Origin of the sequence: Phenylobacterium sp. (assembly GCF_036263695.1) — a bacterium.
Lineage (GTDB): Bacteria > Pseudomonadota > Alphaproteobacteria > Caulobacterales > Caulobacteraceae > Phenylobacterium.
Window position 1 is genome coordinate 1 of record NZ_DATAGM010000046.1, and the last position, 12,087, is coordinate 12,087.

A 12,087-nucleotide genomic window follows, 5' to 3' on the forward strand; every position below is an offset into this window, starting at 1 on the left:
GCCCCATTGCGGTCTTCGGGTGGTCTGGCCCGTGCCGGACCCGGCGCCGCGGGTCTCCCTCATCGTCCCCACCCGCGACCGGGCCGAGCTGCTGCGCGCCTGCGCCCACGGCGTGCTTTCGCGCACCGATTATCCCGCCCTGGAGCTGCTGATCGTCGACAACGGCAGCGTCCAGCCGGCCACCCACCAGCTGTTCGACGAGCTGAAGGCCGACCCCCGGGTGCGTGTGATCGAGGATCCCTCGCCGTTCAACTACTCGCGCCTGAACAACCTCGCCGCCCGCGAGGCCAAGGGGCAGGTGCTGGTGCTGCTCAACAACGATATCGACGTGATCGGCCCCGGCTGGCTGAGGGAGCTGGTCGGCCAGGCCCTGCGACCCGACGTCGGCGCGGTCGGCGCGCGGCTGCTGTTCGCCGACGGGCGGGTGCAGCACGCCGGCATCGCCCTGGGGATCGCCGGGGTCGCCAGCTACTACCACCCCTTCGTGGCGCGCGAGGCGCGGGGCTACCGCGACGCCCTGGTGCTGGCGCGCGAGGTCTCGGCCGTCACCGGCGCCTGCCTAGCGTTGCGGCGCGAGGTCTACGAACAGGTTGGCGGCCTGGAGGAAGAGCACCTGGCCGTCGCCTTCAACGACGTCGACCTGTGCCTGAAGATCCGGGAGACGGGCCTTCGGGTCGTGGTGACGCCCTTCGCCGAGCTGCACCACTACGAGTCCGCCTCGCGCGGCCGCGACCGCTCGGCCGAGCACCGCGAACGCTACGCCAAGGAAGCGGCCTACATGCGCCAGCGGTGGGGGCGGGTGCTCGACGAGGACCCGTTCTACAACCCGAACTTCTCGCGGCGCAGCGGCGGCTTCAAGCTGGCGAGCCCGCCGCGCGTCCGCAAGCCCTGGGCCGGCTAGGGCCTGCTGTCTTGGTCGGAAGTAGCGGCGCGCGACGTTGGTGCAGTGTCGATTCCAACGAGTTGGGGCAGGAACCGCGATTGCGAGCCGACGTTTCCGCCCGCGTGCCCCTGTACCACCTCCACATCCGGGACGCTCAAGGCACCGCGCGAGACGATGAGGGTGTCGAGTTCGCTGACCTGGAGGCCGCGCGTAAAGAGGCCCTGAACGGCGCGCGCTCGCTTATGGCGGCGGACCTCCTGAAGGGGGCGCTAGACCCGCGGGGATATATCGAGATCGCGGACGAGAGTGGACGCACCGTCGACGTAGTTCGCTTTCGGGACAGCTTTACCTTCGTCGAGGGCGACCAATTGGAAGCAGAGGATAGCACCGGGCGGTGAGTCAAATCGGCGATACGCTTGCCTTTCATCTGAGCCGGTTTGGCGAACTGCCCGAAGCCGATGCGCAGGCCGTCCGTCGGCTTGACGGGGAAGTCCGAAGAGTGGACCGGCACCAGGACGTACTCAGTGATGGCGAGCAACCCACCCATGCTGTGGTCGTGCTGGAGGGCTTCCTCTTCCGTTACACGATGGGACGGCAGGGCGTTCGGCAGGTTCACTCCTTTTACCTGCCGACCGAGGCTCCGAGCCTCGAAACCATCTACATGGATTACATGGACAACAGCCTGGCTACGGCTGTGGACAGCCGCGTGGGCTTCGTACCGCTCGAGCGCCTCTACCAGCTCATCGACAACTTCCCAGGTGCACGGAAGCTCCTTTGGCGTCAGACGCTTGTGCAGGGCGGGATATTCCGCGAGTGGCTGATTAGGAACAGCAACCGCACCGCGCACGGGGCTGTTGCCCACCTCTTCTGCGAGATGTTCGCCCGAGCCGACGCTGCGGGACTGGCGGAGGGGAACACGTGCCCGATGCCGGTGACTCAGGAACTAATTGGACAGGCGTTGGGGTTGAGCGTGGTGCACGTAAATCGGACCCTACAGCTCCTGAGAGAAGCGGGTTTAGTAGACCTGCGAGGCGGGATCCTGAGCATCTTGGACCGCGAACGGCTCTGGGACGCCGCGGATTTCGATCCTCGCTACCTGCACCTCAAGACGACTTCGCGAGATTAGCCGGTACGGCCGCAGCCAAGCTCGCACGGTCAATGGCATGGCGCTCACCCGAGAGACATGCGGCGCAAACACGGTGCGGAGCGCTGCCGCAGTAATCAACTGCAAAGCAGATTAGTTTCTGCTAACTTGCGTTAATCACCATCCCGCATTGGCTTGTGGTGACTGAGAGACAATGCGCTCCCGCCTGAACGGAGACGCGCGTGCCTCGATACTTTTTTCATGTCGCAGACACCCTTGTCATCCCAGATCGGGAAGGCGTTGAACTTGACGACCTTTGCGTAGCGCGGGTTGAGGCGGTCAGGGTGGCTGGCGAGATGCTGCGGGACCATGCCCCTGAGTTCTGGAACTCAGGAGAGTGGAAGGTGATCGTCACGGGGGAGGACCGTTTGGTTCTATTCTCGATCTGCTGCCAAGCTCTTGCGGCGCCCTGGCCCGCGCTTAGTTACGACCCTCAGCCGGGGCCGACTGCGCTCCAGGTTAGTAGGGTCTAATCCACGTTGCCGACAGCCCTGCTGCGGCAGGGCATAACTAGCTCCTCTTGCAGGTGGCTTAACAGGTCGCTCGCTCCAAGCGAAAGCCGACCATGACCAGTGCGCTTCAACCCTCTCCGGAACACGCCCGGCTGATCCGCAAGTTCGAGAGCGTATCGAGGCTCGGCCCCTCGGACATAGCGACGTTGGCTCGACTTCCATTGCGAACCCGGAGCGTCGAAGCCGGCGCCGAAGTGGTCGCTCAGGGGGCCACTCCCACTGAGTGTTGCTTCGTGATCGAAGGTTGGATGTGTCGCTATGTGATGACTCGCGAAGGAGGACGGCAGATCGTTTCGTTCCACATCCCCGGCGATCTGCCCGACCGAGACAGCCTACATCTGCCTCACCTTGATCACTCGATCAGTGCGATTTCCAGCGCCCGAGTGGCGTTTATCCCGCACGCCGCTGTCTCCGCGGTATTGGCCCACCACCCGAACATTGCGGTCGCGTTCTGGCGTGACGCCGTGGTCGATGCGGGAGTGTTCAGGCAGTGGCTCACGAGCCTTGGCCGTCGAGACGCAAAGCAGCGCGTCGCGCACCTCATCTGCGAGATGTTTACGCGCCTAGAGGGGCTCGGGCTGGCGGACAGCGATCACTTCCACTTCCCCGTCACCCAGACGCAGCTCGGCGACGCGCTTGGGCTCTCGGCCGTGCACATCAACAGGACCCTTCAGGACCTGAAGGCGAGCGGGGCCATGTCGTGGAAGTCATCTGTCGTGACAATCCACGACTTCGACGCCCTGCGCCAAGTCGGCGACTTCGATCCCGCATATCTGGAGCTCAGGCCAATGGGGCTGACCCATTAGATCGAACTCGCTCGGCGTCACCGCAGCTGCGCAGTCTGAGGAGCGCGGCGCGTTAGCTCGCTGATGACATCCCTGGAGGGTGCGCACGGGGAAGAACGTACGCGAACTATCCGTCACGGTACGCTTCCCACCCATCTCTGACGTTCGCGCCGTCCGCTTGTCTGCCCCTAGGCTGCGGCCTTCGCCCAGGTCCTCGGATGCTGGCTGCGGAAGCCGACGGCGATCCGGTTCCAGGCGTTGATGGTGGTGATCAGGAGCGTCAGATCGACGATCTCGGCCTCGGTGAAGTGGGACCTGAGCGGCTCGAAATCCGCGTCCGGCGCGCGGGTGTCGGCGATGCGGGTCAGCACCTCGGCCCAGGCCAGCGCCGCCCGCTCGCGGTCCGTGTAGAGGCTCGACTCATGCCAGCCGGCGAGCAGGTGGAGCCGCTCCTCGCTCTCGCCGGCGGCGCGGGCGTCTCTACTGTGCATGTGCAGGCAATAGGCGCAGCCGTTGATCTGCGAGACCCGCATCTTCACCAGCTCGATGAGGCTGTGCTCCAGCCCGCAGCCGGCGAGATAGGCCTCCATGTCCAGCATCGGCTGCAGGGCCTTGGGCGAGACCTGATGGGGATTGATGCGTGCGCGCATGAGAGCCTCCTGTTGTCGTGCTGACAGGACGGCGGAGGGCGCGCGGTTGTGACATCGGGCGGGCGATCGCCGCGTCCGGCTCAGGCCGCCAGCAGCTCGCCGATCTTGCGGATGGGCACGATCTCCGAGGCGACGCCGCCCTCCATCCGCATGACCTTGTTGCAGTAGAGCTTCAGCAGCTCGATGTCGTGCGAGGCCAGCACCAGGATGCCGGCCCGCTCGACCAGGCCCAGCAGCCGCTGGTGGGCGATCTTCTGGAAGTCGGCGTCCCCCACCGAGATCCACTCGTCCATCAGGAGGACGTCGGCCTCGACGGAGGTGGAGACCGCGAACGCGAGTCGGGCCTGCATGCCGGCCGAATAGGTCTTCATCGGCATGGCCAGGAAGGGCCCGAGGCCGGTGAAGGCGGCGATCTCCTCCAGCCGCCCGTCGATCTCCTTGGACGACAGGCCGGCGATGCGGCCGCGCAGTCGGATGTTGTCGAGGCCCGTGGCGGACGGGTCGAGACCGAGCTGCAGGTCGAGCAGGGCGGCGATGCGGCCGAAGATCTCGATCTGCCCCTCGTCCGGCTCGTAGGCGCCCGAGAGGGCCCGCAGCAGGGTCGTCTTGCCCGAGCCGTTGTGGCCGATCAGGCCCAGCCGATCTCCGGCCTTGAGCTGGAAGTTGATCCCGGACAGCGCCGTCACCTCGGTGGCGCCGGCCAGCGAGGAGCCCAGCCGGCCGCCGACGGCGACCTGGGCCAGGTACTTCTTCAGCGACTTGGCATCGGCGCCGTAGACCGGGAAGCGGAGCGTCAGGTCGGAGACCTTGATCGACACCGGCGGCGGCTTGATGGGGATGGCGCTCATCAGAGGTAGTGCACGATCCGCCGGCGCGTCCGGCTGAAGAGGAAGAAGACGCCGGCCCAGCCGACCACCGCCATGACGGTGAGCACCTGCCAGGTGACGCCCGGCACGGCGTCGCCCAGCAGCGGCCCGCGAACCGCCTGCAGCATGTGGGCGAACGGGTTGAACAACAGCACCGCGTGGCGGTCCGGAAACACCGAGGGCAGCCAGAACACCGGCGTCATGAAGATGGCGAACTGCATGATCGAGGCGACCACCGGCGGAATGTCCCGGAACCTGGCCGAGACGATCCCGGCCAGCATGCTCAGCCAGCCGGCGTTGAGCAGCAGCAGCAGCAGGCCGACGAGCGCCAGCGGCAGGTTGATCTCCCGCCAGGCGCCGAAGTAGGCCAGCACGCCGGCGACGATCACCATGTGGTGCGCCAGGTTGATCGCGTTCCGGAAGATGGTCCGCCAGATGAAGGTGAACATCGGGATGGCGGTCTGGCTGAGCATGCCGCGCGCCATGACGAAGGTGTCGCAGCCCTCGGTGATGATCCCGGTCATGGTCTGGAAGAACACCAGCCCCAGCGCCACGAACGGCAGGAAGTCGTCGATCGGCTGCTTGAACAGCGAGGCGTAGAGCAGGCCGATCCCCAGCACCATCAGGCCCATCGACAGGGTGATCCAGAACGGGCCGAGGATGGAGCCGCGATAGCGGGAAATGACGTCGTGGCGCGCCAGCGACCAGGCCAGGCCCAGCCGCTTGAACGAGCCCTTCAGGTCGGCGGCGGCCATCTCGAATTCGAACCGCGCGCCGCGCCGGCCGATCCGCAGCAGATGTTGGGCCGCTTCCATTGACTCTCCCGACAGGCGGGCTCCGGTAACAGTCGTCGCCAGAGCGCGCAAGCACCGCCACGGCGCCCCCGCCAGGACGGATTGAAGCGGCCGATTCGGGCGAAAAGCCGCGTGCCGGCGGCCAGATTGGCGCTGGGCGAGCGCCCATGCTAGCCCCCAGGCCGTCCCGATGTCCTCGCCCCGACCCTCGCTGGCCCACGCCAGCCTCGCTCCTCCGGCGCCGGCCGCGCCGCCGACCCTGGCCGGCGCGGGGGTGTGGCTGGTGGTGCCCTGCTACCGGGTCACTGGGCACGTGCTGCGGGTGATCGAGAAGACGCCGGCCTGGGTGGAGGGGATCGTCTGCGTGGACGACGCCTGTCCCGACCGCTCCGGCGACTTCATCGAGGCCAATGCGAGAGACCCGCGGGTGGCCGTCGTCCGCCTGCCGGAGAACCAGGGCGTCGGCGGGGCGACCATGGCCGGCTACCGGGAGGCCGAGCGCCGCGGCGGGCGGATCTTCGTCAAGGTCGACGGCGACGACCAGATGGACCTGACGTACCTGCCCCAGCTGATCGCGCCGATCCTCCTGGGCGAGGCGGACTACGCCAAAGGCAACCGGTTCACTTCGGCCAGCCACCTGTCGAACATGCCGCCGATCCGGGTGTTCGGGAACGCGGTGCTGAGCTTCCTGTCCAAGGTCTCCAGCGGCTACTGGAACGTCTTCGACCCGACCAACGGCTTCACCGCGATCGAGGCCAGCGTCGCCCGCCGGGTGCTCGAGAAGAAGATCGCCCGCCGCTACTTCTTCGAGACCGACCTGCTCTATCACCTGGGCACCCTGCGCGCAGTCGTGCGCGACGTAGCCATTCCCGCCCGCTACGGCGAGGAGGTCAGCAACATCAGGATCGGCCGCATCGTCGGCCCCTTCGCCCTGCGCCACCTGCACAACTTCGTCCGCAGGATCGCAGGTCAGTACTTCATCCGCGACTTCAACGTGGCCACGGTGGAGGCTATCGCCGGGGCGGCGTCCATGCTGTTCGGGCTGTCCTACGCGCTGTGGTGGATCAGCGTGCGCGAGCCGGGCCAGGCGGCTTCGGCCGGCGTGGTGATGGCCGCCGCCCTGCCGGTGATCGTCGGCGTGCAGCTCCTGCTGCAGGCGCTGAACTTCGACGTGCTCAGCGTGCCGACCCGGCCGATCCATCCGCACCTGCGGGCGGTCGAGCAACTCACCGAGGATTAGCTTGCGCGGCGGCGACCTCGCCCGTCTGGCCGCCTATGCGGCGATGGCGCCGGTGGGCCAGCTGCTGTTCAAGTTCGCCAGCCTCCGGCACCAGGAGCTGGAGGGGCCGATCTTCTGGCGGCTCATCCAGAACCTGCCGCTGGCGGGCGCCTTCCTCTGGTACGGGCTGTCGGCTGTGCTGTGGCTGGCGATCCTGAAGCGCACGCCGCTGTCGGTCGCCTATCCCGCCGCCATCGTCGGCGCCGCCCTGGTGCCGCCGCTCGCCTGGGCCGCGTTCGGCGAGCCGCTCTCCTGGGGCATGGCCGGCGGCTACGGGCTGATGCTGGCGGGCCTGTGGCTGCTCAGCCCGAGGTCAGCCTAGGGCGTCGAGGGCGGCGCGCACCTCAGTGTAAGGGATCCCGTACATCCGCTCGTAGAGCAGCGGTCCGGCGTGCGGCCGCTCGCGCACGCGCGGTGGCGACAGCTGCTGGTAGCCGTAGCCCCAGCGGGCGAAAGTCGCGAACATCGCCGGCCACAGGCCCGCCCAGGTGCGCCACTGTGAGGGGAAGCAGCGCACGGCCGCCGCGTATCGCGCCCAGTCGACGGCCGACATCGGCACGCGGGTGACCGGCCCGTTCTCCGGCAGCGGCGAGGCGCCCCGGAACAGCCGGCCCGGCAGGCCGCGGCCGTTGTAGAGCGAGACCTGGTCGATGGGCGCCCCGCCGAGCGCCTGGCTCAATCGGACCGCCAGGAACGCCAGGCCGTCGTGGTCGGGGTGCCCGCCCTCCCAGGCCGGGACCACCAGCCGCTCGATCTCCAGGCCCGCCGCCGCTTCGCGCACCGCCGCCTCGGCGGCGGCCAGGGTTCGATGCAGGGCGCCGTCCAGAACGCCGGTCCCGCGGCCGGCATGGCGCGCCGCCTCGCCGGGAACGCCGATGCGCTCGAGCAGCCGCCGGGTCTCCGAGAAGCGCCGCTCCGCCAGGGCCGCCGAGGCGTAGTCGGCGACGTAGATCAGCCGCTGCTCGAGGCCTGCGCGCGCCCGCTCGATGAGCAGCGGCAGGGCCGCGTACTCGTCGTCGAAGTGGGCGAAGATGTAGAGGACGCTCATTTGGGGGCGCGGCGAACACACCACGATCCCCCACCGCGGCCAAGCCGGGCTTTTCAGCCGCCCCGCGGCAGCTTACCAAACGAGCCTTCCGGCAAATGGTGGAGGCGATGGGGGAACGGCGGCCAGGCTCTTCGGCGGCCCTCGCCTATCGCGCGCTGCTGGGGCTGGGCTTTGCCGCCATGCTGGCCCTGAGCTTCCCGGGTCACCTGACCTACGACTCGGTCACCCAGCTGGTGGAGGGCCGCGCCGACGCTCAGCAGTCCTGGGGCCCTGCTATCTACGCCTGGGTCCTCGGCCTCTCGGACCGGATCGCCGGCGGAACGGCCGCCTATCTCCTGGCTAGCGCCGCCCTGCTGCTCCTGGTCGTGTGGTCGCTGCCGGGGCTGCGCCCGCGCACGTCTTGGGCCGCCGTCGCCGCGGCGGCGCTGGTGGCGGCGAGCCCGGCGGTGGTGCTCTACCAGGGCATCGTCTGGAAGGACGTGCTGTTCGCCAACTTCGCCGTCGCCGGCTTCGTCGCCCTGGCCCACGCCAACGAGGCGCGGGGCGGGGCAGGTCGGTGGATCGCTCTGGCGCTAGCGGCCCTGGCGCTCGCGCTCGCCTGCCTGGTCCGCCAGAACGGGCTCATCGTCGTGGCCGTCGCGGCGCTGACCGTTGGCCTCCGGATGCGGGAGCGCGGCTGGGGCCGGGCGGCCCTGAGCGCGGCTGGGAGCTCTTTGGCGGTGTTCCTGCTGGCGCAGGCGATCGACGCGGCCATCCAGCCGCCGAACGCCGACCCGGGGCGGCGCACGGATACCGGCCTGCGCATCCTGCTGCACTACGACATCCTGGGCGCCGTGGCCCGCGACCCCTCGATCCCGCTGCCGCACATCGACGCCGCCAACCCCGCCGCCGACGACCTGATCCGCACCAAGGCCAGGCTCGCCTATTCTCCGGAGCGGGTGGACCAGCTGGAGCAGCACCCGGACGTGCGCCGCAGCTTCTGGCGCACCCCCGCGCCGGCCATCCGGGCCCAGTGGCTGGAGGTCGCGACCCAGCATCCCGGCGCCTATCTCGCCCACCGGCTGGACGTCTTCCGCTGGGTGTTCCTGACGCCGGAGCTGGAGCGCTGCCTGCCGGTCGCGGTCGGCGTGGAGGGCGTGCCGGCCCATCTTCAGTCGCTGAGCCTGGCCGCCGGTCAGGACGCCAACGACCGGCGCGTCGCCGCCTACGCCCTGAATTTCGCGGGCACGCCGCTCTACTCCCACGCGGCCTTTGCCGTGCTCGCGGCGGTCTTGGCGGTGCTGCTGCTGGCGAGGGGCGCGCCGGCCGACCTGGCCATCGCCGGGATGCTGGGGGCGGGCCTGGCGACGGCGGCGAGCTACTTCGCCATCTCCATCGCCTGCGACTACCGCTACCTCTACATCCTGGACCTGACGGCGCTGACGGGGCTGCTCTATTTCGCGCTCGACCCGTCTTTGAAGCGCATCAGGCGGTCTTCCTGAGCCACAGCCCGCCGCCGGCGTTCTCCAGGAACTGCGGCAGCGTCCGGCGGGCGTGCTCGGCGTGCTTGCGGCCGAAATAGTCGTTGAAGAACAGGATCTCGAAGGCCGGATTGAACATCAGGAACGCCCGCAGGATGTAGATCTCGTTCCACGAGCGCCGGGCCTGGAAGATCCACGGGTCGGGATATTCGAACGGATAGAAGATGTCGTGGAAGTGCACGATGACCCCCGGCTTCAGCCGCGGCAGGATCTCGAACAGCTCGAAATTGACGTCTGAGCCGGCTTTGCTGACGTGGGTGGAGTCGATGAACAGGATGTCGCCCGCCTCGAGCTGGTCGTAAAGCTCGGAGCCGGCGGCCTGCACCGGCGTCTCGTGTAGGGTGCAGCGGGCCTCGTCGGCCTCGGTGAGCAGGCCCTTCAGCCGGTCCGCGTAGGGCTCGATGAAGGTAAAGGCGGTCGGAAGGCCCATGGCGTCGGCCAGGTCGAGCATGCAGGCCGAGGAGAAGCCCGAGCCGATCTCGATGACCCGCCGGGGCCGGTGGGCGTCGAACATCGCCGCCAGCACCAGCGCATCGCCCCAGGAGTAGAGGTCGTTCACCGCGAAGTAGCGCCGCGGCGGGCTCTCGTGGGCCGGGAAGTTCGCCGCCTGCATGGCTGGCAGGTGGGCGTCCCAGAAGGCCAGCATCCGCTGTGGGTCGATGGACAGGCCGGCCAGCGCCGATTCCGGCAGGTTGCGGTCGACCGCGTATCCGGAGGCGGCCAGCGCCTCGGGATCGATGACCGGCGAATAGTAATGGCCGGCGTCGAACTCCGACTGCAGCGCAACCCGGTTGCGAAACTGGAATTCGCCGGAGTCGAACAAGTTCTCCAGAACCTGCGCGGGGCCCAGCTGGCGGGTGGCGCCTGCCGTGTAGTCAAGCTCCTCCGCAGTAGGCTCGCGGCGCAGCACGCGGCGATAGGCCGTCTGCGCGAATTCGCGCTCGGCGGCGCCCGACTCGGACGCGCCCGTCAGCAGCCGCACCAGCCGGCCGCGGATCCCGAAGAACCTCACGCCGCGGCCTGCCCCTGCTGCGCCAGCCAGGTCTTGAAGCCATTGGCGTCGAACGGGTCGGGATAGGCCGCCTCCAGGTCCGGCCGCGAGCGGTAGAGGACCCGGTCCGTCTTGGCGATCGGCGTCCCGTCCGAATAGGTCCCGTAAGCCCAGTAGCGGGGCGGCAGGCCGGCCAGGGCCTGGCTCTTCACCTGGCGGCGGTACCAGTCCCAGATCTCGTAGACCTGGAAGTTGTCGCCCGCGTACTTCTGGGTCATCGCATCGCCCAGCGGGCCCAGCTTGGTGAAGTGCCAGAAGCGTAAGGGGACGCCGTTCACCTGTACTTCGCCGTCGTGGCCGATGGCGACCTTGCGGCGCGACAGGTTCCAGCTGGCGACGTTGTAGCCGGGGTCGCGCAGGACCGCATAGTTGTCGAAGAAGCTCGGGATGTGGTCGCACCAGCGCTGGTCGGTGAACAGGCCGGCGGGGATGTCGTCGTAGCAGTAGTCGCGCAGCATGCGCGCCCACCAGGCCGCAAACTTCGCGCCCTCGCCCCGGGTGCGCATGGCCACGAAGCCGAGGTTGAAGACGCCCGTCCGCAGCGCCGAGATGTCGTTGTCGAGGATCGCCTCGTGGCCCTCGTTGGGCTCCACCAGGTGCGGCGTGACGAGGATTTCGGCCCGCTCCAGCGCCTGCTCGATGGGATCGAGGCTCGCGAACACCGCGATGTCGGGGTCCAGGTAGACCACCGCGTCCGCCTCGCCCTGGCGGCAGATCACCTCGGCGAAGGGGCCCTTCACGGCGGTGCAGGCCTCGACCACGTCGTGCTTGAAGAGCCAGGCCGGGAAGTCGGGCAGGCCCAGGTCCTCGGCCCAGACGACGCGGTCGAAGGGCTCGTCCTCGATCCGGAAAGCGACGCCCGCAGGCGGGCGGTCGGTGATCAGGGCGATGCGCGTCCAGCCAGGCTGATGACGCTTCACCGTCTCGAACAGCACCCGGGCCCGGTCCAGGTAGCTGAAGGTGAAGCTGGAGAAGCAGACGACGTTCATCGGAAGGGCCAGGTCCGCCTGACGGCTGGGGTTTCGGGCGCCGCCCGGGCGCGGGCCGTGTGTGGAGCATGTCGCCGCAGCAGGCAAGCGCGCTTGGCGCCGGGCGCCGTTCCGCTTACAGCCGCAACCGATGACCACCGCCCGAACCGCGCGCGCCGTCTACCTGGTGCTGGGCATGCACCGGTCCGGGACCTCGGCCCTGACCAAGGCGCTGGCCGCCCTGGGGCCAGACCTTCCGGCCCACACCATGCCGGGGGACGAGCACAACGAGGCCGGCTACTTCGAGTCCTGGCCGATAGCGGTGCTGAACGATCAGTGGCTGCGCGCCGCGCACAGCGCCTGGGACGATCCGTTCGCCTTTCCGCTCGAGCCGCTGCCGGGCGAGCTGAACGATGAGTGGGTCCGCAAGGCCTCGGACCTGTTCGACGAGGAGTTCGGCCCGGCGCCGCGGCCGCTGCTGAAAGATCCCCGGATCTCGCTGCTGGCGCCGTCGTGGTTTGAGCTTTTCGACCAGCGCGACATCGGCGTGCGCAGCGTCATCTCCATGCGCCGGCCGCTGGCGGTGG

15 protein-coding genes are annotated in these 12,087 nt (G+C 68.7%); 9 read left to right on the top strand and 6 right to left on the bottom strand.

Annotated elements, in window-relative coordinates:
* The 5 genes from VHK87_RS01710 to VHK87_RS01720 all read left to right on the top strand — a co-directional run.
* On the top strand, window positions 1-901 hold a 901-nt coding region (locus VHK87_RS01710), incomplete at its 5' end, for a glycosyltransferase family 2 protein (RefSeq protein ID WP_329633165.1).
* A 104-nt stretch (window positions 902-1,005) separates the two neighbouring features.
* Window positions 1,006-1,281 (top strand): DUF6894 family protein, encoded by a 276-nt coding sequence (locus VHK87_RS19420; protein ID WP_414694092.1) that lies wholly within the window; start codon window positions 1,006-1,008, stop codon window positions 1,279-1,281.
* Window positions 1,278-2,009: a Crp/Fnr family transcriptional regulator gene (locus VHK87_RS01715; protein ID WP_329633166.1), complete on the top strand. Its 732-nt coding sequence runs from the start codon at window positions 1,278-1,280 to the stop codon at window positions 2,007-2,009. The genes VHK87_RS19420 and VHK87_RS01715 overlap by 4 nt, the downstream gene beginning before the upstream one ends.
* A 200-nt stretch (window positions 2,010-2,209) precedes the next feature.
* The gene (locus tag VHK87_RS19425) at window positions 2,210-2,500 is read left to right on the top strand and encodes a DUF6894 family protein (protein WP_414694091.1); all 291 of its coding nucleotides are present in this window, start codon (window positions 2,210-2,212) and stop codon (window positions 2,498-2,500) included.
* A gap of 92 nt (window positions 2,501-2,592) precedes the next feature.
* Complete coding sequence (locus VHK87_RS01720) at window positions 2,593-3,345, top strand: Crp/Fnr family transcriptional regulator (protein WP_329633167.1); 753 nt, start codon at window positions 2,593-2,595, stop codon at window positions 3,343-3,345.
* 167 nt (window positions 3,346-3,512) lie between these two features.
* Here VHK87_RS01720 and VHK87_RS01725 read toward each other — a convergent pair whose 3' ends face one another.
* The 3 genes from VHK87_RS01725 to VHK87_RS01735 form a co-directional block, all read right to left on the bottom strand.
* Entirely contained in the window at window positions 3,513-3,974 is a 462-nt protein-coding gene (locus VHK87_RS01725; RefSeq protein WP_329633168.1) for a carboxymuconolactone decarboxylase family protein, read from the bottom strand.
* An 80-nt stretch (window positions 3,975-4,054) separates the two neighbouring features.
* The gene (locus VHK87_RS01730) at window positions 4,055-4,822 is read right to left on the bottom strand and encodes an ABC transporter ATP-binding protein (RefSeq protein WP_329633169.1); all 768 of its coding nucleotides are present in this window, start codon (window positions 4,820-4,822) and stop codon (window positions 4,055-4,057) included.
* Window positions 4,822-5,655, bottom strand: coding sequence for an ABC transporter permease (locus VHK87_RS01735; RefSeq protein ID WP_329633170.1), 834 nt, complete (start codon window positions 5,653-5,655; stop codon window positions 4,822-4,824). The genes VHK87_RS01730 and VHK87_RS01735 overlap by 1 nt, the downstream gene beginning before the upstream one ends.
* Before the next feature lie 169 nt (window positions 5,656-5,824).
* Between VHK87_RS01735 and VHK87_RS01740 the strand changes: the two genes are divergently transcribed.
* Both VHK87_RS01740 and VHK87_RS01745 read left to right on the top strand, forming a co-directional pair.
* A complete protein-coding gene (locus VHK87_RS01740; protein ID WP_329633171.1) occupies window positions 5,825-6,874 on the top strand; it encodes a glycosyltransferase family 2 protein in 1,050 nt (349 codons plus the stop codon).
* Window position 6,875: 1 nt separating this feature from the next.
* Window positions 6,876-7,235 (top strand): hypothetical protein, encoded by a 360-nt coding sequence (locus VHK87_RS01745; protein ID WP_329633172.1) that lies wholly within the window; start codon window positions 6,876-6,878, stop codon window positions 7,233-7,235.
* Here VHK87_RS01745 and VHK87_RS01750 read toward each other — a convergent pair.
* Complete coding sequence (locus VHK87_RS01750; RefSeq protein ID WP_329633173.1) at window positions 7,227-7,961, bottom strand: PIG-L deacetylase family protein; 735 nt, start codon at window positions 7,959-7,961, stop codon at window positions 7,227-7,229. The two genes, VHK87_RS01745 and VHK87_RS01750, sit on opposite strands and share 9 nt — an antisense overlap.
* A 95-nt stretch (window positions 7,962-8,056) precedes the next feature.
* On the opposite strand from VHK87_RS01750, the gene VHK87_RS01755 reads away from it, so the two are divergent.
* Entirely contained in the window at window positions 8,057-9,442 is a 1,386-nt protein-coding gene (locus VHK87_RS01755; protein ID WP_329633174.1) for a hypothetical protein, read from the top strand.
* Here VHK87_RS01755 and VHK87_RS01760 read toward each other — a convergent pair.
* Both VHK87_RS01760 and VHK87_RS01765 read right to left on the bottom strand, forming a co-directional pair.
* On the bottom strand, window positions 9,426-10,493 hold the full coding sequence (locus VHK87_RS01760; RefSeq protein ID WP_329633175.1) for a class I SAM-dependent methyltransferase: 1,068 nt from the start codon (window positions 10,491-10,493) through the stop codon (window positions 9,426-9,428). The genes VHK87_RS01755 and VHK87_RS01760 overlap by 17 nt on opposite strands.
* Window positions 10,490-11,521 (bottom strand): hypothetical protein, encoded by a 1,032-nt coding sequence (locus tag VHK87_RS01765; protein ID WP_329633176.1) that lies wholly within the window; start codon window positions 11,519-11,521, stop codon window positions 10,490-10,492. The genes VHK87_RS01760 and VHK87_RS01765 overlap by 4 nt, the downstream gene beginning before the upstream one ends.
* 130 nt (window positions 11,522-11,651) lie before the next feature.
* On the opposite strand from VHK87_RS01765, the gene VHK87_RS01770 reads away from it, so the two are divergent.
* Window positions 11,652-12,087: hypothetical protein (locus VHK87_RS01770; protein WP_329633177.1), on the top strand; the 436-nt coding region annotated here is incomplete at its 3' end.

Excerpts from the sequence above, each read along its gene's own strand:
- VHK87_RS01725 (WP_329633168.1), bottom strand. The coding sequence starts at position 3,974 with ATGCGCGCACGCATCAATCCCCATCAGGTCTCGCCCAAGGCCCTGCAG.
- VHK87_RS01735 (WP_329633170.1), bottom strand. The coding sequence starts at position 5,655 with ATGGAAGCGGCCCAACATCTGCTGCGGATCGGCCGGCGCGGCGCGCGG.
- VHK87_RS01750 (WP_329633173.1), bottom strand. The coding sequence starts at position 7,961 with ATGAGCGTCCTCTACATCTTCGCCCACTTCGACGACGAGTACGCGGCC.
- VHK87_RS01755 (WP_329633174.1), top strand. The coding sequence starts at position 8,057 with ATGGTGGAGGCGATGGGGGAACGGCGGCCAGGCTCTTCGGCGGCCCTC.
- VHK87_RS01730 (WP_329633169.1), bottom strand. The coding sequence starts at position 4,822 with ATGAGCGCCATCCCCATCAAGCCGCCGCCGGTGTCGATCAAGGTCTCC.
- VHK87_RS01740 (WP_329633171.1), top strand. The coding sequence starts at position 5,825 with ATGTCCTCGCCCCGACCCTCGCTGGCCCACGCCAGCCTCGCTCCTCCG.
- VHK87_RS01765 (WP_329633176.1), bottom strand. The coding sequence starts at position 11,521 with ATGAACGTCGTCTGCTTCTCCAGCTTCACCTTCAGCTACCTGGACCGG.
- VHK87_RS01720 (WP_329633167.1), top strand. The coding sequence starts at position 2,593 with ATGACCAGTGCGCTTCAACCCTCTCCGGAACACGCCCGGCTGATCCGC.